General features: G+C 65.0%; 18 protein-coding genes. 6 read left to right on the forward strand and 12 right to left on the reverse strand.

Annotated features, from left to right (window positions below; translation table 11 throughout):
* Positions 1 to 2: 2 nt before the first annotated feature.
* The 12 genes from E4T66_RS15105 to E4T66_RS15160 all read right to left on the reverse strand — a co-directional run bounded on the left by E4T66_RS15105 (position 3) and on the right by E4T66_RS15160 (position 14,055).
* A complete protein-coding gene (locus E4T66_RS15105; protein WP_136849890.1) occupies positions 3 to 854 on the reverse strand; it encodes a VOC family protein in 852 nt (283 codons plus the stop codon).
* Positions 855 to 858: 4 nt separating this feature from the next.
* Positions 859 to 1,596: an arsenical resistance protein ArsH gene (gene arsH, locus E4T66_RS15110; protein ID WP_136849891.1), complete on the reverse strand. Its 738-nt coding sequence runs from the start codon at positions 1,594 to 1,596 to the stop codon at positions 859 to 861.
* Positions 1,593 to 2,624: an ACR3 family arsenite efflux transporter gene (arsB, locus tag E4T66_RS15115; RefSeq protein WP_136849892.1), complete on the reverse strand. Its 1,032-nt coding sequence runs from the start codon at positions 2,622 to 2,624 to the stop codon at positions 1,593 to 1,595. The genes arsH and arsB overlap by 4 nt, the downstream gene beginning before the upstream one ends.
* A 58-nt stretch (positions 2,625 to 2,682) precedes the next feature.
* Entirely contained in the window at positions 2,683 to 3,180 is a 498-nt protein-coding gene (locus E4T66_RS15120) for an arsenate reductase ArsC (RefSeq protein WP_136849893.1), read from the reverse strand.
* 1 nt (position 3,181) lies between these two features.
* On the reverse strand, positions 3,182 to 3,514 hold the full coding sequence (locus E4T66_RS15125) for an ArsR/SmtB family transcription factor (RefSeq protein ID WP_136849894.1): 333 nt from the start codon (positions 3,512 to 3,514) through the stop codon (positions 3,182 to 3,184).
* Between the two features lie 73 nt (positions 3,515 to 3,587).
* Positions 3,588 to 4,562: a quinone oxidoreductase family protein gene (locus E4T66_RS15130; RefSeq protein ID WP_136849895.1), complete on the reverse strand. Its 975-nt coding sequence runs from the start codon at positions 4,560 to 4,562 to the stop codon at positions 3,588 to 3,590.
* A 103-nt stretch (positions 4,563 to 4,665) separates the two neighbouring features.
* Positions 4,666 to 5,220, reverse strand: coding sequence for a NapC/NirT family cytochrome c (locus tag E4T66_RS15135; protein WP_136849896.1), 555 nt, complete (start codon positions 5,218 to 5,220; stop codon positions 4,666 to 4,668).
* A gap of 74 nt (positions 5,221 to 5,294) precedes the next feature.
* Positions 5,295 to 5,918: a c-type cytochrome gene (locus E4T66_RS15140; protein WP_169577650.1), complete on the reverse strand. Its 624-nt coding sequence runs from the start codon at positions 5,916 to 5,918 to the stop codon at positions 5,295 to 5,297.
* Positions 5,919 to 6,012: 94 nt separating this feature from the next.
* Positions 6,013 to 8,148, reverse strand: coding sequence for an MtrB/PioB family decaheme-associated outer membrane protein (locus E4T66_RS15145; RefSeq protein ID WP_136849898.1), 2,136 nt, complete (start codon positions 8,146 to 8,148; stop codon positions 6,013 to 6,015).
* Positions 8,149 to 8,153: 5 nt separating this feature from the next.
* On the reverse strand, positions 8,154 to 9,131 hold the full coding sequence (locus tag E4T66_RS15150; RefSeq protein WP_136849899.1) for a DmsE family decaheme c-type cytochrome: 978 nt from the start codon (positions 9,129 to 9,131) through the stop codon (positions 8,154 to 8,156).
* Positions 9,128 to 11,302 carry an OmcA/MtrC family decaheme c-type cytochrome gene (locus E4T66_RS15155; protein WP_136849900.1) on the reverse strand — a complete coding sequence of 725 codons (2,175 nt, stop codon included), beginning with the start codon at positions 11,300 to 11,302 and terminating at the stop codon, positions 9,128 to 9,130. The genes E4T66_RS15150 and E4T66_RS15155 overlap by 4 nt, the downstream gene beginning before the upstream one ends.
* Positions 11,303 to 11,607: 305 nt before the next feature.
* Entirely contained in the window at positions 11,608 to 14,055 is a 2,448-nt protein-coding gene (locus tag E4T66_RS15160) for a penicillin acylase family protein (protein ID WP_136849901.1), read from the reverse strand.
* A 233-nt stretch (positions 14,056 to 14,288) separates the two neighbouring features.
* On the opposite strand from E4T66_RS15160, the gene E4T66_RS15165 reads away from it, so the two are divergent.
* From E4T66_RS15165 to E4T66_RS15190, 6 genes are all read left to right on the forward strand, one after another.
* On the forward strand, positions 14,289 to 14,735 hold the full coding sequence (locus tag E4T66_RS15165) for a Zn-ribbon domain-containing OB-fold protein (RefSeq protein ID WP_136849902.1): 447 nt from the start codon (positions 14,289 to 14,291) through the stop codon (positions 14,733 to 14,735).
* 10 nt (positions 14,736 to 14,745) lie between these two features.
* The gene (locus E4T66_RS15170) at positions 14,746 to 15,912 is read left to right on the forward strand and encodes a thiolase C-terminal domain-containing protein (protein WP_136849903.1); all 1,167 of its coding nucleotides are present in this window, start codon (positions 14,746 to 14,748) and stop codon (positions 15,910 to 15,912) included.
* A gap of 30 nt (positions 15,913 to 15,942) precedes the next feature.
* Positions 15,943 to 16,911 carry an alpha/beta hydrolase gene (locus E4T66_RS15175; RefSeq protein ID WP_136849904.1) on the forward strand — a complete coding sequence of 323 codons (969 nt, stop codon included), beginning with the start codon at positions 15,943 to 15,945 and terminating at the stop codon, positions 16,909 to 16,911.
* Between the two features lie 57 nt (positions 16,912 to 16,968).
* A complete protein-coding gene (locus tag E4T66_RS15180) occupies positions 16,969 to 17,691 on the forward strand; it encodes a crotonase/enoyl-CoA hydratase family protein (RefSeq protein ID WP_136849905.1) in 723 nt (240 codons plus the stop codon).
* 131 nt (positions 17,692 to 17,822) lie between these two features.
* Positions 17,823 to 18,140, forward strand: coding sequence for a hypothetical protein (locus E4T66_RS15185; RefSeq protein WP_136849906.1), 318 nt, complete (start codon positions 17,823 to 17,825; stop codon positions 18,138 to 18,140).
* Between the two features lie 63 nt (positions 18,141 to 18,203).
* Positions 18,204 to 19,706 (forward strand): class I adenylate-forming enzyme family protein, encoded by a 1,503-nt coding sequence (locus E4T66_RS15190; RefSeq protein WP_136849907.1) that lies wholly within the window; start codon positions 18,204 to 18,206, stop codon positions 19,704 to 19,706.
* Positions 19,707 to 19,720: the final 14 nt, after the last annotated feature.

The raw sequence follows: 19,720 nt of genomic DNA on the forward strand, positions 1-19,720 counted from the left end.
GTTCAGGCGTTCAGGAACACCGGCTGCTCGTCCGCGGGCTTTCCGGCCAGCTGCTCCGGCGTCAGGCGCGCGTAGATCTCGACCAGATTGCCGTCCGGATCGCTCAGCCACAGCTCGTGCAGCGGCGTGCCCTTCCAGGTCGTGCGCGGCGGCTTCTCGATGGCGGCTCCGAAGGCCTGTGCGCGGCGTGCGGCATCGACCACCGCGTCACGGCTGCCGACATCGATGCCCAGGTGATACAGCGTGTCGTGATGCAGGGTCTTGCCGTCGGCGACGACGACGACGAAGTTTAGCTTCAGGTCCGGACGGATGAACGTGGCGTAGCGATGCGTCCATTCCTTCGGCCAGCTGTTCAGCAGCCAGGCATAGAAGCGCACCGCGCGCGGCAGGTCGGAGACGCGCACGCTGGCGTGAAACTCCTGCGCGTCCGGGCCCGGCGGCGTGTCGAGCAGCGCAGCGAGCACGCGGATGCGTTCGCGGATCTGGTCGCGTGCGGTGCGGAACGCCGCGAGCGCCGCGTCGACGTCGACGCTGGCATCCACGGCCGCCGGATCGGCGATCGGCCAGTGCAGGCGCCGCACCGGGCCGGGCAATACCGGGCAGACCTCGTCGGCGCACAGCGTGATGACCCAGTCGAAGGCGCCGGCATCGAAGTCGGCGACCGACTTCGACTGATGCCGCGCGATGTCGATGCCGATGTCCTGCATCACGCGGATCGCCAGCGGGTTGACCCGCGTCGGTTGCGAGCCGGCGCTGGCGACTTCGGCCCGATCGCCCAGGATGTCGCGCGCCAGGCCTTCGGCCATCTGGCTGCGGGCGGAGTTGGCGACGCACAGGAACAGGATCTTGCTCATGGGTTCAGCGGGTGTGCACGGTGGTGGCGGATTGGGCCGCGGCTTCGCGGCGTTCCGAGTATCGGTCGGTCAGTTGCGCGACATGCGGGCGCGTCAGCACGGTGAAGCGCACCAGCTCTTCCATCACGTCGACGATGCGGTCGTAGTAGCTGGACGGCTTCATGCGGCCGTCGGCGTCGAATTCCTGATAGGCCTTGGCGACACTGGACTGGTTGGGGATCGTGAACATGCGCATCCAGCGTCCGAGCAGGCGCAGCGTGTTCACCGCATTGAATGACTGCGAGCCGCCGGAGACCTGCATCACCGCCAAGGTGCGCCCCTGGGTCGGTCGGACCGAGCCCATGCTCAGCGGCAGATGGTCGATCTGCGCCTTCATCAGGCCGGTGATCTGGCCGTGGCGCTCGGGACTGCACCAGACCTGGCCCTCGGACCACAGCGACAGCTCGCGCAGCTCGCGCACGGCCGGATGATCGTCGCCGGCGACCTGATCCGGCAACGGCAGGTCGGCGGGATCGAAGATGCGCGGCTCGGCGCCGAAGTGGCGCAGAAGGCGCGCCGCTTCCTCGACCGCGAAGCGCGAATAGGAGCGCTCGCGCAGCGAGCCGTACAGCAGCAGGATGCGCGGCGGATGCGTGAGGCCGCCGTGATCGAGACCGAGTGCGGGGCGGGCGATGACCTGCTTCAGGTCCAGGGCCGGCAGCGTGTCGGGATCCGGCAGGGGCCGCAGACGTGTGATGCTCATGCGCGCAGTCCGCGTTCGTACCAGGGCTTGCTGGCATTGACGATCTTCACGACCGACAGCATCACCGGAACTTCGATCAGCACGCCGACCACGGTGGCCAGCGCAGCGCCGGAATTGAAACCGAACAGGCTGATCGCGGCGGCGACGGCGAGCTCGAAGAAGTTGCTCGCGCCGATCAGTGCCGACGGACCGGCGACACAGTGGGCTTCGCCGGTGGCGCGGTTCAGCAGATAGGCCAGACCGGAATTGAAATAGACCTGGATCAGGATCGGCACCGCGAGCAGGCCGATCACCATCGGCTGCTGCAGGATCTGCTGACCCTGGAAGCCGAACAGCAGGACCAGCGTCGCCAGCAGTGCGATCAGTGATGTGGGTTGCAGGACTTGCAGCACGCGAGTGATCGCCGCATCGCCGCCGCGGCGCAGCAGACTGCGGCGCAGCAGCTGTGCGGCGATCACCGGCACCACGATGTAGAGCACGACCGACAGCAGCAGCGTGCCCCAGGGCACGGTGATCGCGGACAGGCCCAGCAGCAGTCCGACGATCGGGGCGAACGCGAACACCATGATGGTGTCGTTGAGCGCGACCTGGCTCAGCGTGAAATGCGGCTCGCCCTTGGTCAGATTGCTCCAGACGAACACCATCGCCGTGCACGGTGCGGCCGCCAGCAGGATCAGGCCGGCGATGTAGGACTGGATCTGTTCCGGCGGCAGCCACGGCCGGAACAGATGGCCGATGAACAGCCAGCCCAGCGCCGCCATCGAGAACGGCTTTACCGCCCAGTTGATGAACAGCGTCACGCCGATGCCGCGCCAGTGCTCGCGCACCCGGCTCAGCGCGGCGAAATCGATCTTGATCAGCATCGGGATGATCATCAGCCAGATCAGCGCGGCGACGGGCAGATTCACTTTCGCGATTTCGGCCGCACCGATGGTCTGGAACACGCCGGGCAGCCAGTGCCCCAGCGCGATACCGACGACGATGCACAGGCCGACCCACACGGTCAGATAACGTTCGAAGATGGACATGCGGATCAGGGATTCAGAACGGGGGTGTCACGGAGGCGGCAGGCCGCGGGGTATGGGTTCACTGCTTGCCGATGTCGGAAACCTGCTGTTGCAGCGCGAGGCGATCGAGCTTGTCCATCGGCAGGCTGGCGAACAGCTCGATGCGACGGCGCAGCACCATCAGCGCGTCGGAAAACGCCTTGCGCTGCGCCTCCTCGCTGCCCTCGACCGCCGCGGGATCGGGCACGCCCCAGTGCGCGGTCATCGGCTGGCCAGGCCAGAACGGACACTGCTCGCCAGCGGCCTGATCGCAGACGGTGAAGACGAAGTCCATCACCGGTGCGTCGGGCGTCGCGAACTCGTCCCAGCTCTTGCTGCGCAGGCCTTCGGTCGAGAGGCGGCTGCGTGATAGCAGCTCGAGCGCGAGCGGATGCACCTCGCCCTTGGGATGGCTGCCGGCGCTGAATGCCCGGAACTTGCCGGCGCTGATCGCCAGATGGTTCATCAGGGCTTCGGCCAGGATCGAGCGCGCCGAATTGCCGGTGCACAGGAACAGCACGTTGTAAGGGTGTTGCATGTCAGCACTCCGTGGATGCTGCAGGCGATGCGCAGTCGACTTCGCACTCGCCGCCGTCGCAGCAGTTTTCGGTGAGATAGCCGAGCAGGGCGTTCATCGCCTTGAAGTCCGGCGCGTAGTAGATGAAGCGGCCCTGCTGGCGCGCCTTCAGCAGGCCAGCGGTGCTCAGTTCTTTCAGGTGAAACGACAGTGTTGCCGGCGCCAGCTTGAGCCGGGCCTGGATGTCACCGGCGCACAGGCCGTCGGGGCCGGTCTGGACCAGCAGCCGGAACACCGCCAGCCGTGTTTCCTGCGCCAGTGCGGCGAGTCGCATGACTGCTGTTTGAGATTTCATATTTCCAAAATAATGGAAATATATTGCAGCCACAAGTCAGCGCTTAAAGTTCGGGACTCTCGGTCACGCAGGTCTACGGAATCAGGATGGTCGAACCGGTGGTCCTGCGCGCTTCCAGGTCACGATGCGCCTGGGCAACGTCGCTCAGCGCGTAGCGCTGGCGCACGTCGATGCGGACCTGGCCGCTGCCGACGACCTCGAACAGCTCCGCGGCCATCGCTTCGAGATCGGCGCGCAGCTCGATGTAGTGCATCAGCGACGGCCGCGTGATGTACAGCGAACCGCGGCGCGTCAGCTCGGTCAGTGCGAACGGCGGCACCGGGCCCGAGGCGTTGCCAAAGGACACCATCAGGCCGAAGCGCGCGAGGCTGTCCAGCGAGCTTTCAAAGGTGTCCTTGCCGACGCCGTCGTAGACCACGGGCACGCCACGACCCTCGGTCAGCTCGCGCACGCGCGCGGCGACGTTCTCGTGCCGATAGTTGATGACGTGATCACAGCCGTGTGCTTTCGCCAGCGCGGCCTTGTCCTCCGACCCCACCGTGCCGATGACCGTCGCGCCCAGCGCCTTGGCCCACTGGCAGACGATCAGGCCGACGCCGCCGGCAGCGGCGTGAAACAGCAGTGTGTCCCCGGGCTGCACGCGGTAGGTGCGGCGCAGCAGATACTGCGCAGTCAGGCCCTGCAGCATCATGGCTGCAGCGGTGTCGAAGGTGATGCGGCGCGGCAGCCGGACCACGGTCGAAGCCGGCAAGTTGCGCGCGGTGGCATAGGCGCCCAGCGGTCCCCAGCCGTAGGCGACGCGGTCGCCAACCTGCAGGTCGGTCACGCCCGCACCGACCGCTTCGATGGTACCGGCGGCTTCGAGCCCGAGGCGGCCAGGCAGCGGCTGCGGATACAGGCCGCTGCGGTAATAGACGTCGATGAAGTTGAGCCCGCAGGCTGCGTGTCTGACCTGGACCTCACCAGGGCCGGGTGCGCCCAGTTCAAGCGCGACGAATTCGATCACCTCCGGGCCGCCGGTCTCATTAATGCGAGCAACGCGTTCCATCACAACAATCCCTTGGCGACATCACGCCATGCATGTACACCTACGGAGCATAGCGGCTGGCGTCGGTGTCGTTTGAGCGAGTCTGGATCAACTGAACGGGGCGTCAGTCGGAATCAGGCACCGTCGAGTCGAGCGCAACATCCGGCAGGTGATGGGCGATGCCCTTGTGACAGTCGATGCAGGTCTTGCCCTGCTCGCGCCAGACTTCCAACGCATGTTTCTTGCGCGCACTCTTGTCCTGTGCGGCAAGATCCATGTGCTCCTGCGAGTGGCAGCTGCGGCACTCGCGCGAGTCGTTCTGCTTCATCTCATCCCAGACGTCCTGCGCCATCCGCGCGCGATGGGCTTCAAACTTTTCAGCGGTGTCGAGCTCTCCGAGGATGTGCTGGGGCACTTCAACGAGTGTTGCCCGAATCTTGCGCACGATTTTTGGACCCCAAGGATGCGGCTCGTGGCAGTCCGCGCAGGTTGCGCGTACGCCGGTGCGATTATTGTAGTGACTGGTCTCCTGGTATTCGGCATAGACGTTGTCCTTCATCTCGTGACAGGACAGACACATGCCCTCATTGCTGCTCAATTCCACTGCGCTGACGAAGCCGATAACGCTGACCATGCCCGCAGCAAATGCGATGAAAGCCCCGAGGGGGATGCCCAGCATCCAGCGCCTGCGCGGTGCCCGCCACAGACGAGCCCAGCGGCCGGCTGTGGCGCGATCAGGTTTGGGCGCATCGCTCACTGGAAGCTGCCATAGAACTGCAGCAGCGCGTTGCGATCGTCTGCACTCAATTCATCGATCTTGGGTTTCATCTTCTTGGGCGGTGTCCGCGTGCCCTCTGCGTATTCCTTGAGGCTTGCCTCCAGGTACGGCATCCACTGGCCGGCGAGAATGCCTGAGTCGTCGTCCTTCGAGCTGCCACCATCGGCGTGGCATTTCTCGCAGTGCAGCTCATGCACTTTCTTGCCGATCGCGACCTGTGCCGGGTCCACCGTCTGCTTGGCGCGGACAAATGGCAGCGCGGAAAAATGTGCGGCGACCTCGGTCAGCTCAGCGCCCGACATGGACTTGGCGATCTTGCACATGTCGGTCGCCGGGCGGCTGGTATCCCCGCAGCGGTACTTGGATTCCGCGCACGGTCGTTCGCCGTCGCGATACTCCTCCATTGTCGAAACTAGATAGTCGTTCGAAAGCCCGGCAATGATTGGAACGTCGGATTCGGTGCTGGCGCCGTCCTTGCCGTGGCAGTCGGCACAGCTGTCGATCAAAGGTGATGCTGCGGTTGCTGCGGCCGAAGTCATCAGCGCCGCGAAGGCCAGTGTCCGAAGTGTCGGTGCGGTGAGAACAAGTTTCGATGGCATGGCGCACATCCTCGTTTTATGCGGCTGGACCGAGATCAGGCCACGCCGCGTGCTGTGTTCAGAGCTGGTGGACAGGTCTGTCGGTCACGGAAAACTATCTGAATTCATAGCGGGTCGAAATGCCGATCAGATTGGCGGTGTAGCTCGGTGACGAAGCGTCGAGCGAGAGCAAATTGTGAACCGCATCAGCGGAGACGCCGTCGAGCGCCCAATCGGCCTGGTGGTAAAGCGCGTAGCGGTACTCAACACGGATGCCCAGCTGCGGCGTGGCCTGAAACAGCGCATACATCCGTGCTTCGTGCCGGCGCGTGCGCAGGTCGGGGAACGGTGTGTTGGCGGAGCCCGTCAGAAGGCGGGTGTCACCCCGGCTTGAAGTGTATTCGTAGGACGCACCGGCGTCGTAACGACCCCAGAGTTTGCGGCGCTCCGCGCGCAGGCCGGCGACGGTCGCAGCGTCGCGGTTGTCTGCGCGCCAGTCGGCGAAGTCCGCTGCGCTTTGATTACCGTCCTGCAGGGTCTCCAGCGCGTCCCGGGACCAGAACCCGGTGACGCCGAACAGCTCTGATGGATGTAGTGACAGATCGACGCCGTATCCTTGCGCGCGTCGACGCTGCAATCCCACGGTGGTGTCCGGGTAGTGGTCGCGACCCAGGCTGCCGTTCACATCAACACTGATCCAATCCAGCGGCGTAGTGCTGATGTTCAGCGTCGCTGCGTCGCGCACGCGGTCGGCCAGATGGGCTTGCTGCAGCTGTTGTTCGCTCACAGCGTCAGTGGCCGTGATCCGATAGGTCGAGCCCGTGCGGCTGGCGTGCACGTAGCCGATGTTCGTACTCAGCCGTTGTGCCGGCTGAACGCGCATGCGAGTCCATAGTTTCCACTCATCAGTCCGGTGGCGTGCCTGGAAGCTGCGGGTCTTGCGCTCCTGATCCCATCCGGCCGAAAGGCGGGCCCAGCGCTGGAGCCGATAATCGCTGCCGAGCTTCAGTGTCCGGCGAGTAAAGTCGTAGGGCTGGTTGGCGCGCTCATCGGCAGCAAAGACATCCGTGATGATCTGCGTGTATGCAGATTGCGGAGTTCGATTGTCGCGGTCGTCGAGCGCGGCTTCGGCGTTGAAGCGCAGACCCGCCCACGGGCCAGCGCTGGCGCGCAGGCGACCGGACAGCGTGTCGATCTGGCCGTCGAGCGCGGTACGCGGCAATGGCGTCATCAGGCTTGGCGTCGCTGATGCGGGAACGAAGCGTGCGTTCTGCAGCATGCGCCCAACCGCAACGTGCGTCGAGAGCCGAACTCGTGCCTCCGGCTGATAGCCCGCGGTTACGCTGAGCTGATGAAACTGATTGTCCGGCGCCAACGCCAGACGCCCGGAAACGCCGTCATCGACCAACGGATCGTAGGGGTTCTGCCAGGTCAGAGCGGTGTTGTCATTGCGGTAGAACGATCCGTAGTACGCGGCGCCGGCTTGCCAGTTTGTGCCGGTCACGCCGGCCGACAGGTCGACCTGATCGGTCTGGTCACTGGTTGGTTGCGGTAGCAGACTGGCAAGTGTGATGAAGCTGCCGCCGACGGGCTTGATGCCATCGCGCTCATCGTGACGCACGCTCAACTGGGTGGTCCAGTGCGCGGACGGGATCAGATTGAATGCAGCGAGGAAGCGCTTGCGGTCCTGCGCCAGTGTGAGTGGCTGCAGACTGCTGGCGAGATCCGGCATTTGCTGTGTCGATGTCGCGCTGGTCCACGTCACGGGAAGCGAAAGTGTGTCGCTGCCGACGCCCAGAAACGGAGTGCTGGCGGTGTCGTTGATGCGCCTCGGTACCGAGTCATAACTCAGGCGGATGCCGAACAGGCCCTGCTGACCGCCGCGCAGTTCGACTGCGCGCGCATCCAGCCCAAGGTCACGTGCTTCAAGATCCCAGTAGCCAGTGCCATCGGCTTCGCGCCAGCCGATGCTGGCGCCCCCCAGCAGAAACAGACCCTGATCGCTGAGACCGGTGTAATCGCCGAAGTGGTAGGCGTCATCGAACAGGTAGCCCAGACCAAGGTCAAGCTGCCCGGAGAATCCCTGCTCGAACGGGCACTGCTTGCAGGGCGGGACGAGTGGAGTCGCTTCCTCTGGGGTATCCGCCGCCGCCGTTCCTGCGAATAGCGTTGCGGAGGCGGTGATGACGCGCAGAACCGTCCGCGCAGTGCGGATGCATCGCAAGCTGAACGTGTCGGGATGGCGGATCATGGCGGTCACCGGGTGAGCGTTGCTCCGGAGGGATGGTTTGTTCCATGGACCTGCGAATGGCAGTTCCCGCAACTCTGGCCCAACAGAAATGCGGACGCCGTGGTGCCCGCGAGTCCGCGGCCGGTGTACGCCACACTGGGATGGCCCTCAGCCGCATGACAGCTCTGACACAACCACGGTGGGCGCTGCACCAGCAGTGCAGCCTGGTTTGAGCCGTGCGGCGCATGGCACAGGCCGCAGTCCTCCGATGCCGGCGCGTGCTCCCACAGGAAGGGCCCGCGCTTTTCGGCGTGGCAGCGATAGCAGGTCTGATTGACGGTCGGGCTTGCGAGCAATGCTTCGCCCGGCGCGCCATGCACTGCGTGGCAGTCGGAACATGCCAGCTTGCCCTGGTTTACCGGATGCGCTGAGGGGCGCATCAATTCCGCCCGTTCCTTGCGGTGGCAGGAATAGCAGACTTCAGGCTGCGACGCGGTGGTCATGACCGGGTCCCGCGGCGCGTGGACCTGGTGACAGGCCGCGCAGGGAACATCGGCCCGATCGTGCGCGCTTCCCGGCCACTGCGTGCGATGCCCGCCCTGGTGGCATGCCATGCAGGTAGCGTTCTGCTCGGCGACAGGGGTGTCCTTGCCGATGCCAAAATTGCGGATCGGCGGAACCGGGTCCTTGTTGCCACCACGCGCATGCGTGTCGCCGGCGCCATGGCAGGCTTCACACTGGTGACCGGCAAACGGCGTGCGTGAATCGGCGGCACGCGCGTGCGCGGTTTTGAAGATCGACAGCACCGGCACCGCGGTGTCCTCGTCATGGCACTTCAGGCAGGTATCAGCGCCTTTGGCCGTGAAGGCAGGAGCCGAAGCGGCCTCGGCCGGTGCCTCCGCAGTTTGGGATTCTGTTTCTGCGTGCGCCGGACCTGCCAGCAGCACTGCGGCCGCAGCCATCAACGCCGCTACGATCCAGTGCCTCAATTGAGGACGGCTCATTGTGTAACGTGGTGAACGGCGGCGACGTCCGCAATCCTGCCGGCAGCGTGGCAGACCTCGCAGGTCTCGGTGATGCTGCCGTTGTCCACCATCGACTGCGGGGTGCCGAACGAAGCGCCATTCTGTTCCATATGGGCCTGAGCGGTTTCACCGTCATGACACGACGAACACGCCGCTGCGGTCGCGGTGATATTGGTATCGTCATTCGGGTCGGCCACACTGCCGCCGCTGTCCGCCGTCGTCGCCAGGACTGTGGACGCCAGCGGGGGCATGTAGCTGCTGCCGCTGTGGCAGGTGGTGCAGTTACTGACGATGCCAGGGAACTCGACCTCGCCGAAATCATTGGCGTTGTTGCCGAAGCCATAGATGACCACGCCCTTCTCGCGGAATCCGGCGCCATGGATCGCATGGATCATGACCTTCATGTCCACCGTTTCCTCCCGCTTGCCATCAAGGGCAAGCGATGCCGACGAGGGTCGGCGGCCAATGTCGGTGTTATTCGCGTTGTGGCACATCACGCACAGTTGCGGCTCATCAGTACGTGACCCGCCGTGAATCGTCAGCTGGTCGTGGCATTGATCGCATTTGGCAATATCAACCACCTGACGCCGAGCGACTGCCTTGGTGTCCGTGATTGGGGCAAAGCTGACGACGCTCTTGATCGGTACCCGGTCGCTGTAGACACCATCGCCGTCCACATCGGCTGCCGCGCGTCCGTACAGTCCGATCGCGGCACTGCCGGTGGCGGTCTTGGGAATCGCGCTGGTTGAGGTCACTGTAAAGGTCCCGCTGCCGCTCGCAGTGGCCAGTGTCTTGGCATTGAGTGATATTGCCGACGCAGGAGTCGTCGAACTGCCGTTGCCGGTGTTGTGATAGTCGCTTGTATCCCAGCCGAAAAGCAGCGACAGCGACGCGCTTGACGAGGTCCATTCCGGGTCGTTCAGCAGATCGTAGGGGGCGTCACTGTGGGTCGGATCAGTGACCGACAGCTTTACAATCGGGAACTGGCCCGGTGCGGTCTTGCTGACCGAAAGGATGTTGAGTTGATAGCGCTGTGAGGCTTCGCGAAGCGGATTGCGATGCGATTCGGTCACGCTGCCGGCAAGACCGCCCTCGCTGTGACAGACGCTGCATTCTCCGTTGGCAGCAACGACGCTATCCTCGCCGTGGCCTTCGCCGGTTTCGAAGTTGACGTTATCGTGGCAAGCGCCACAGGCTTCGCGCGTCGGCTGCGTGCTCCACCGGCTGGCCTGCGGCGTGCCGGAATCTGCAGCATCGTGGCACTTGCTGCAGTTGCGGATGTCTTGCGGGTAAGCGACGGTCGAATAGTCGTGCTTTGAATCCCGGAAACCCCAGATCGCGTATTCACCGCCAGCTTCCACGCTGGGTAGATTTTCGCCGCGATGAATCTTGTGGACCATCACCTTGAAGTCGATCGTGTTGCCGCTATTGGCATCGTGCGATCCTGGGTTATGACAGGTAACGCAGTACTGGGTATCGAGGCGACCGCCCCCGTGCAGCGCGAGCTTGCCGTGGCATTCGTTGCACGAAGCGGTCTGCACGATGTCGTTGTTGAGAATGTCGCTGGTCGCGCCATCGGACGGCCGCCAGGTGTACGTTGCATTAGCCGCTGGCAGCGTCGTGCTGCTGACTTGCAGACCGATCCGATGCGTCAATGCCGGTTCGTAAGCAACCGCAAGCGGCGCCGCGATCGCAGTGACATCGCTGCCAAAGGTATAGGTGTAGGTGCCATTGCCATGATCCACCAGCGAGCCGCCGCTGTCGGTGGTCGCCTGAATCTGATCCTGTGTTCCGGGTCCCACACTGCCAGCAACTTCGATCCGGTTGATGTAGCTCTGCCAGGCATCCGAGTTGCCGTCTGTCCCGGGGATCAATTTGGCCAGCGTCATGCGAGCGCCGTCGAGGCGCACGACCGGAACGTCACGTTCATTGACCACACTGAACTCGACCACCGGCTTGCTGGCGATGCTGACGCCGGTAATCGTCACTTTTAGCGCGGTTGCCTCGGTGGTGACTCCGGGGCCTGGAGGGCCGGCCGTACCCGGTGCGCCATCGTTGCCGCCGTCGCAGGCAGCGAGGCTACCCAATAACCCCAGCGCGACGACAACGGAGAAGACTGCCCGTGCGATAACTCGCCAGATCGAACTCATGGTCCTTATCTCCTCCAGCAGTACAGCCTGGTTTTTTTATGAGACTGACACTACCACGAAGTGGGCGCCGAGGATTGATCTGAATCAGCTCAAGCGAATCCGGATGGAGTTGTATCGGAGGGTGTCGACCGTATTTCGCGGTCATGAATTCGCGGCTTCAGGTGCCCTGTTCCTGGCCGTTGCAGTGCTCAAGGATGCCCAGGTTCGCCTGAATGGAAAGAGGCAGGCGCAGCGCGCTACCTGCCCCGACGGATTTGGCCTCGGTGAGGGATGTGCGTTCAAGACGCGGGAAGTTCGCTCTTGAGCTATTCAGAAAGGCTGAGCGTCGACGTCACGTTCGGCGCGATCTCCGATTCGCAGTAGCGCGCCGGCACCCAGCCGCTGTTCGAGTACAGATGGGTCTGGTCAGCGAAATGCGGCGAGTCGGGATTGGCGCTTTGCGAGTAGGTCAGGATCGTGCGCGCATCCGGGCAGTCATCGCCGTCGAAGCTCACGACCTCGATGAAGCTCGAGCCATGCACAATGTCCGGATAGCCGGTGCCGGCGACCCACGGCGCGGTGATCGCGTTGAACACGCCAAGCAGGCCGGGGCCGCCATGGATCGGGATCGCCTCGTCGCCACGCGCCTCGGTCTGCGCCACGCGCATCGTCGCATCCAGCGGCAGATTCGCGGCCTGCAGATCGGCGATCACGCTGCCGAGTGCATATTCGACGTGCGGGTTCGCAGTGTTCAATCCGGCCGGCGTATGCACCGGATCGTTGACGTCGAACGGCACGGTCCAGACATCCACGAACGCGGCATACCCTGCCGAGCTGCCCGACGGCACGGTGGTCAGGTACAGGTTTTCGGCAAAGCGGCGGAACAGCACTGCGCCGGGACTGTCGAGGCGGTCGCTGCGGTCCCAGCCGGCCAGCGCGGCGCAGGCATCCGCGGTGAGCACCGGGCCGCCACTGCCGACCGCAACCGGCAGCAGCTGGCAGAACGGAATCAGCGCGTCGAGCCACAGCTCGGCGGCGTACTGGCGGTCGTTGAACAGCAGGTCCTGCAGCTGCTGACGCGAGAACGTGGTACCGGGCAGACCGTCACTGCCGGACAGACGTTCCTCCACCATGACCAGGCCCAGCCGTGTGCGCATGCGGCGTTCGACGCGCTCGTCGCCGATGATGCGTGCGTAACCTTCCAGCGGCTCGGCCGGATTCGACAGCCAGTAGCTGTCGTTGGAATTGGTCACGTAGTCGTTGCGGAACTGATGCGGCATCCGGGCCGGGCCGATGGTGCCGGGCTGCACCGCGTCACCATCGAGGTCCCAGGCGCAGACGCTGCGCGATCCATCCAGCACCGGCAGACCCAGCAGTTCGAAAGTGGCCAGACCGAGCACGCCCGCGCAGCTGATGGCCTTGGCATCGGGTACATTGGGCGTGACCGAAATGTCGGCATAGAACGCCTTGCCGGCGCTGTCGGCGGCGATGGTGTTGACCCAGGGAATGCCTTGGTTGCGTTCGAGTACGGCCAGCAGCTCGTCAGTGGACTGCGCGCGATCGACTTCGACGAAATGATTCACGAAGCGGAAGTTCTGTGCATTGGCGTCGGCCAGTGCATACGCCTGCGCTGGCAGCCACGGGAACAGCGGCAGCCCCAGCACGCTGGTGAACACCGGCCCCCAACGGGTGGTGTACAGCGTGCGCTCGACGCTCGAGGTGCTGCCGTCTTCGTTCCGGGCCTCGACCGTCAGCGGATAGGGCGTCATGGCTTCGGGTGCGCCGTCGACCAGATACGAGGTCGGATCACCCGGCACCAGCGTCAGCTGGTACGGCGTGAAGCGCCACGCGCTGGAGACCGTGTGACTCCAGGCCAGATTCTGCGTGTGACCGATCAGCACCAGTGGGGCGCCGAACAACGCGGCGCCGTTGACGTCGAGTTTGCCGGGAATCGTGAAGTGCACCTGGTGGAAGCGCTCGGAGCCATCCCAGGGAAAATGCGGGTTGCCGAGCAGCATGCCGCGGCCGGTGTCGGTGGCATCGCCGCCGAGTGCAATCGCGTTGCTGCCGATCTTGATGCCGTCCCAGGCCAGGCCCAGTTCGCGTGCGACCGTGGCCGGGTCCGGCGCCGCCTTCGCGGTGGCTCCCGGCAGCGGAGGTTGCGCGCTGCCGATGCCATCGATGGCGACATCGGACGACGCCAGCAGGGCGAGCTGATAGAAGCGACGGAAGACGTCCTGCTCGGTGATCTCGCGCACCCACGTGGCGCCGCGACAGGTCGGGTCCGGCAGATTCTCGATCCCGGTGTCGCGCAGATAGCGGTTGTAGCCGGCGACATAGCCGCGCACCAGTTCGCGTACTTCCGGCAGCGGTCCCTGCGGCGGCGGCAAGGTCAGCAGATGCTCAACGCGGCCTTCGGCGATCAGCAACTTGAAGAAGAAGTCGGAGTTCAGATTGTTGTTGGTGGTGCCGTTCCCGGTGAACTCCCAGCTGGCATCGGGTCCGAAATACTTGCTGCGCTCCCCGTTGACGGTGACGTAGCTGTCGGCAATCGTGCACAGATTGTCTTCAGCGAAGGCATAGCCGTAGCCGTAACCGAGTCCGGCGTAATCGTCCGCCTTGACGTGGACCACGCCGTAGTCGGTGCGCCGGATTTCGGCCTTCAGCGCGCCGGCGCCATCGACGATGCCCGGTACCGTTGAAGAGCCGCAGCCAGCAGCTAGCGCAGTAAGGGCAAGCGCCGCGATCAGCGGCCATGGACGGATTGCGTACATCGATCGGACTCCCCCGAAACTTCATCTAGATGTTCTGGCCGGTGTCGCGATCCCCACCGCGTGTCCGGCGGCGACGATGATGAAGTCCGGGGGGCGGCTTGTCACGACCCCATGCGGAATCCGGCTCACCCGTTTGTGGCAGGCGCCGCCGGTTGCCGGGCGTCTATCGTGAGACACAATGCGGTGCGTGCTGTGCGCAGCGCTTCGAAATCTTTTCCAAACGGACAGACCCAATGAGTTCACCGACCGACACCGCTGCGGGCCCCGCCGCCGCGCCCAAGCCGACCCGGATCGCGCCGATTGTCACGCCCGACGCCAAGTCGTTCTGGGCTGCCGCCGACGAAGAAAAATTCGTCGGGCAGAAGTGCGGTGACTGCGGCCAGTTCACGTTTCCGCCGCGGCCGATGTGCCCGCACTGCCACAGCCTCAAGCGTGAGGAAGTCGAACTCAGCGGCTTTGGCACCGTGCATTCGTGGACGATCCCGCGTCACCCGCATCCGTTCGGCTTCAAGGAAGCGCCGGTGGTGGCAGTGATCCAGCTCGACGAGGGCATCCGCATGGTGTCCAACGTCATCGGCATTGCGCCGGAAGACGTGAAGATGGACATGGCGGTCGAAGTCACCTTCGACGCAACGATGAATAACCACAAGGTGCCGGTGTTCCGGCCCCGCGCGAAGTAAGGGGAACACCATGGCTCGTACCTTCACCGAAGCCGCGATCGCCGGCATCGGCGCCACCGAATTTTCCAAGGAATCCGGCCGCAGCGAACTGCAGCTGGCCGCCGAATGCTCGCTGGCCGCCTGCGAGGATGCCGGCGTCAATCCGCACGACATCGACGGCATGATCACCTTCACCATCGACAACAGCGACGAGATCGGTCTCGCGCGCTGCCTCGGGGTGAAGGATCTGGCGTATACCACGCGCATTCCGGGCGGCGGCGCCGCCGCGGCGGCGACGATCTATCAGGCGATGGCGCTGGTCAACGCCGGTCTGTGCAACAACGTGCTGATCTGGCGCGCAATGAACGAGCGCAGCCAATATCGGTTTGGCCAGAACCCGAACAACATGCAGGGCTACACCGGCGGCCACGGTACCGGTTCGCTGCTGTGGTGTATTCCGTACGGCGCGATGACGCCGGCGAGCTGGGGCGCGCTGCAGGGCGCGCGCTACATGCACACCTACGGCATCAGCAATCGCGATCTCGGCTATCTGGCGGTGCAGCAGCGTGCCTACGCGGCGACCAATCCCAAGGCCTGGTTCTACGAGCGCCCGATCACGCTGGAGGATCACCAGAACTCCAAGTGGATCCAGGAACCGTGGCTGCGCCTGCTCGACTGCTGCCAGGAGTCCGACGGCGGTGTGGCGATCCTGGTCACCAGCCTCGAACGTGCGCGCGATCTGAAGCAGCCGCCGGTGAAGATCGTCGGCGCCTGCCAGTCGATTCCGTACAACGTCGAAGTGATTTCCAACTACTACCACGACGACCTGACGATCATGCCCGAGGCCTGGGGCACGGCGAAGCGGCTGTACGCGCAGACCGGCATGAAGCCGACCGACATGCAGGCGGCCATGATCTACGACGCCTTCTCGCCGCAGGTGCTGATGCAGCTCGAAGCCTTCGGCTTCTGCGGCAAGGGCGAGGCAGCGGAATTCATCAAGAGCGGCGCGATCGCGATCGACGGCCAGCTGCCGATCAACACCCATGGCGGTCTGGCCGGCGAAGCCTACATCCACGGCATGAACAGCATGGCCGAAGGCGTGCGCCAGGTGCGCGGCAGCTCGGTCAACCAGGTCAAGGATGTGACCAACGTGCTGGTGTCGTCCGGCATGGCCAGTGCGATCTTCAGCAAGGCCTGACACGGCACGGCTCGACTCGCGACCGCTGCGATGACGCATCAGATTGATCTGCAGTTCGACATTGCCGTCGGCCTGCCCGGCGACGCCCCGGTGCGGATGGCGGCCAGCCTGTGGGTGCCGGACCGGCCGGCGGCAGCGCAGCGCATCTGGTGCTGCCTGCCGGGTGGCAACATGAATCGCGGCTACTACGATCTGCTGCCGCCGGACGACGCGACCGATATCAGTTACTCGTTTGCACGGCAGATGAATGCCCGCGGCGATCTGGTCGCGGCCTTCGATTATCTGGGCATCGGCGACAGCACGCGGCCGGAAGACGGCTATCTGCTGACGCCGGATCGGCTCACCACGGCCAATGCGCAGGCGGTCGGCGCACTGCTGCAGCAGCTGCGCGCCGGCCAGATCGAAGGTGTACCTGCACTGCCGGCACTGCCGGCGATCGGCGTCGGTCATTCGATGGGCGCGATGATGACGGTGCTGCTGCAGGCGCAGGCGCGACCGTATGCGGCGCTGGCCCTGCTGGGGTTCTCCACGCGTGGCCTGCCGGAATACCTGAGCCCGAAGGTGCGCGAGCTGGCGCAGGACGTGCCGGCGGTGCGCGCGCAACTGGTCGAGCTGAGCAAGACGATGTTTCCGGTGCCGTATCCGGTGATCAAGTCTTCCGGCAACGGCGCCGAGCTGTACGGCAGCGCCAAGGCCGAGCCGGCCGGCGTGGCCGCACTCAAGCGCGCAACCGAACACGTGCTCGCGGTACCGGCGTTCCTGTCGATGCTGCCGGGCAATGTCGCGCCGGAGGCGGCGCAGATCGACGTGCCGCTGTTCCTGGGTCTGGGCGAGCGCGACATGGCCGGCCCCACCCACCAGATTCCGGCGGCGTTCCCGGCCAGCCACGACGTCACCTTGCAGATCCTGCCCGAGACCGGGCACAGCCACTTCCTGTTCCCGGCGCGCGAGCGCCTGTTCGCGCGCCTCGATCACTGGGGCAGGGGTGTCTGCACCTGACGCATTGCGCGCGCAGCCTTGCTAGGCTTCGCGGCCTGTCAGTGTCGGGAAGTCACCATGACCGCTTCATCCGTGCAGTACGAACTGGATCAGGGCATCGCCGTCATCCGCATGGACGACGGCAAGCGCAATGCCCTGTCCCCGACGATGTTCAAGGCGCTCAACGGCGCGCTGGACCGGGCCGAGCGTGACCGCGCCATCGTCATCCTGACCGGACGCGACGAGGTGTTCTCCGCCGGCTTCGATCTCAAGGTGATGAAGTCCGGTGGGCTCAGCGCGCTGCGCATGCTGCACGCCGGGTACTCGATCACGGCACGGGTGCTGAACCATCCGTATCCCGTCATCGCGGCCTGCAATGGGCACGTCCTGGCCATGGGCGTCTTCCTGATGCTGTCGTCCGATTACATCGTTGGCAGCCGCGGCGATTTCAGGATCTCGGCCAATGAGGTCGCACTGGGTCTGACCATGCCGCGGGTGGCGGCAGCGATGCTGCAGCACCGGCTGACGCCGGCGGCGTTCCAGCGCGCGGTGACGCTGTCGGAGTATTTCCCGCCCGAGTCCGCTGTGCAGGCCGGCTTTTTCGACGAACTGGTCGCACCGGACGCGCTGATGACGCGGGCAATGGCGTGTGCGCGCGAGTTCGCCAAGCTCGACATGGCGGCGCATGCGGCCTCGAAACGGCGCATCCGCGCAGCGCTGACCGGACACATCCATCGCAGCGTCGCGCTGGACATCAAGGATGCCGCGATGATGGGTCTGCGCGGGCGGCGGCCGCGCTAACGGATACGGGGCTGCCGGGCGACCCTGCCGTTTGCGTCGATTCCGGGCGAACTCACGCAAGTGGACGGGGTGAACGCCCGTGCCAATCCGGTACAGTCCGCCCGGTATTCAAGTGAGCTTGCGGAGAAACAATGGCAAACACAGCACTCAAGGCGGGTGGGCGGTTCAAGAGCGCGGTCAGCGACGTGCAGATCATGGTGATCAAGGCTCCGGCCGGTGAACACGCGCTCGGTTGCGGCGGCGTGCCGATGCTTGGCGGCAGCGAGACCGCGCCCGAAGGCGTGCAGATGGACGCTGCTGACAGCGGCGAGACCCTGATCGGCAAGCGCTACGTCAACGAGGACGAGTCGCTGGAACTGCTGTGCACGAAGGGTGGCAAGGGCACGTTGTCGCTGAACGGCACCGCGCTTGAGGTCAAGCAGGCCAAGCAGCTGCCGTCGTCGGACTGAGACCGCGTTCGTCTCGCCGCGGGTGTCGGGCATGCCCGCGGTGAGAACTTCCAGAGACCCAGCATGAATATTTCCACCATTCTCGACATGGCAGCCGAGGCGTTCGGTGACCGCATCGGCGTCGTCTGCGGTGACGAGCGCATGAGCTACACCGAATTGCGCGAAACGGCGTATGCCGCGGCGCAGCGGATCAAGGCCAGCGGCGCGCAGTATCTGGTGCTGCTCGACGTCAACAGCCCGGCGGCGACAGTCGCCGTGTTCGCGGCGGCCTATGCCGACGTGCCCTACGTGCCGCTGAACTACCGGCTGACGCCGACCGAGATCAACGAGCTGATCGAGCGTGCGTCGCCGGCCTATCTGATCACCAGCGCCGAACTGCGCGCGAAGATCCAGCCGCGGGATGACATGACCGTGGTCGATCGCAGCGAAGTGCTGGCCGAACAGGCCCCTGAAGATGCGCCGCCGCCGGAAGTCGGCGACGATCCGCGTGCGGTCGCGGTGCAGCTGTTCACCAGCGGCACCACCGGCAAGCCGAAGGCGGCGATCCTGCGCCACGAGAACCTGATGTCGTACATCGTCGGCACGGTCGAGTTCGCCGCCGCCGACGAGGACGACGCGATCCTGGTCACGGTGCCGCCGTACCACATCGCCGGCATCTCCTCGGTGCTGTCGTCGACCTACGCCTGCCGCCGTGTCGTGCAGATGCCGAATTTCGACGCCGCCGAATGGCTGCGGCTGTGTGCGCAGGAGCGCGTGTCGAATGCCTTCCTCGTTCCGACGATGCTGCAGCGGATCGTGGAGCATCTGGACGCGAGCGGGACGAAACCGGAACTGCCGGCCTTGCGTGCGCTGGCCTATGGCGGTGGCAAGATGCCGCAGACGACGATCGCGCGCGCGATGCAGCTATTCCCGAACGTAGATTTCACCAATGCCTACGGTCTGACCGAGACCAGCTCGACCGTCGCCGTGCTCGGCCCGGACGATCACCGCGAGGCCGCGGCGAGCAGCGATCCGTATGTGCAGAAGCGTCTGGGGTCGGTCGGTCGTGCGACCGGCGCGGTCGAAATCCAGATCCGCGACGACGACGATCGCCCGGTGGGCGTCGACGTCCCGGGCTATGTTTTCGTGCGCGGACCGCAGGTCTCCGGTGAGTACAAGCAGCAGGGCAGCCAGCTCGACAGCGAGGGCTGGTTCCCGACGCGGGATCGCGGCTGGCTCGACCGTGATGGCTACCTGTATCTGGAAGGCCGGGCCGACGATGTCATCGTGCGTGGTGGCGAGAACATCTCGCCGGGCGAAATCGAGGACGTGCTGCTGACGCATCCGGCCGTTGCCGACGTTGCCTGCGTGGCGATGCCGGACGAGCAGTGGGGCGAAGCCGTGGCTGCCGCGGTGGTGCTCAAGGACGGCGCCAGCGCCAGCGTCGAAGAACTGCAGACGCTGGTGAGGGGAAAGCTGCGATCGTCGCGTGTGCCGCAGGCGATCGTGTTCAAGGATGCGCTGCCGTACAGCGAGACCGGCAAGCTGCTGCGTCGCGTGGTGCGCCAGGAATTCGCGGCGACCTAGGTTCTGCATCGGTT

Source organism: Sinimarinibacterium arenosum (assembly GCF_005047655.1).
GTDB lineage: Bacteria > Pseudomonadota > Gammaproteobacteria > Nevskiales > Nevskiaceae > Solimonas.

Coding starts and splice junctions, on each gene's coding strand:
- E4T66_RS15105 (WP_136849890.1), bottom strand. CDS start 854: ATGAGCAAGATCCTGTTCCTGTGCGTCGCCAACTCCGCCCGCAGCCAG.
- arsH (WP_136849891.1), bottom strand. CDS start 1,596: ATGAGCATCACACGTCTGCGGCCCCTGCCGGATCCCGACACGCTGCCG.
- arsB (WP_136849892.1), bottom strand. CDS start 2,624: ATGTCCATCTTCGAACGTTATCTGACCGTGTGGGTCGGCCTGTGCATC.
- E4T66_RS15120 (WP_136849893.1), bottom strand. CDS start 3,180: ATGCAACACCCTTACAACGTGCTGTTCCTGTGCACCGGCAATTCGGCG.
- E4T66_RS15125 (WP_136849894.1), bottom strand. CDS start 3,514: ATGAAATCTCAAACAGCAGTCATGCGACTCGCCGCACTGGCGCAGGAA.
- E4T66_RS15130 (WP_136849895.1), bottom strand. CDS start 4,562: ATGGAACGCGTTGCTCGCATTAATGAGACCGGCGGCCCGGAGGTGATC.
- E4T66_RS15135 (WP_136849896.1), bottom strand. CDS start 5,220: ATGCTGGGCATCCCCCTCGGGGCTTTCATCGCATTTGCTGCGGGCATG.
- E4T66_RS15140 (WP_169577650.1), bottom strand. CDS start 5,918: ATGCCATCGAAACTTGTTCTCACCGCACCGACACTTCGGACACTGGCC.
- E4T66_RS15145 (WP_136849898.1), bottom strand. CDS start 8,148: ATGATCCGCCATCCCGACACGTTCAGCTTGCGATGCATCCGCACTGCG.
- E4T66_RS15150 (WP_136849899.1), bottom strand. CDS start 9,131: ATGAGCCGTCCTCAATTGAGGCACTGGATCGTAGCGGCGTTGATGGCT.
- E4T66_RS15155 (WP_136849900.1), bottom strand. CDS start 11,302: ATGAGTTCGATCTGGCGAGTTATCGCACGGGCAGTCTTCTCCGTTGTC.
- E4T66_RS15160 (WP_136849901.1), bottom strand. CDS start 14,055: ATGTACGCAATCCGTCCATGGCCGCTGATCGCGGCGCTTGCCCTTACT.
- E4T66_RS15165 (WP_136849902.1), top strand. CDS start 14,289: ATGAGTTCACCGACCGACACCGCTGCGGGCCCCGCCGCCGCGCCCAAG.
- E4T66_RS15170 (WP_136849903.1), top strand. CDS start 14,746: ATGGCTCGTACCTTCACCGAAGCCGCGATCGCCGGCATCGGCGCCACC.
- E4T66_RS15175 (WP_136849904.1), top strand. CDS start 15,943: ATGACGCATCAGATTGATCTGCAGTTCGACATTGCCGTCGGCCTGCCC.
- E4T66_RS15180 (WP_136849905.1), top strand. CDS start 16,969: ATGACCGCTTCATCCGTGCAGTACGAACTGGATCAGGGCATCGCCGTC.
- E4T66_RS15185 (WP_136849906.1), top strand. CDS start 17,823: ATGGCAAACACAGCACTCAAGGCGGGTGGGCGGTTCAAGAGCGCGGTC.
- E4T66_RS15190 (WP_136849907.1), top strand. CDS start 18,204: ATGAATATTTCCACCATTCTCGACATGGCAGCCGAGGCGTTCGGTGAC.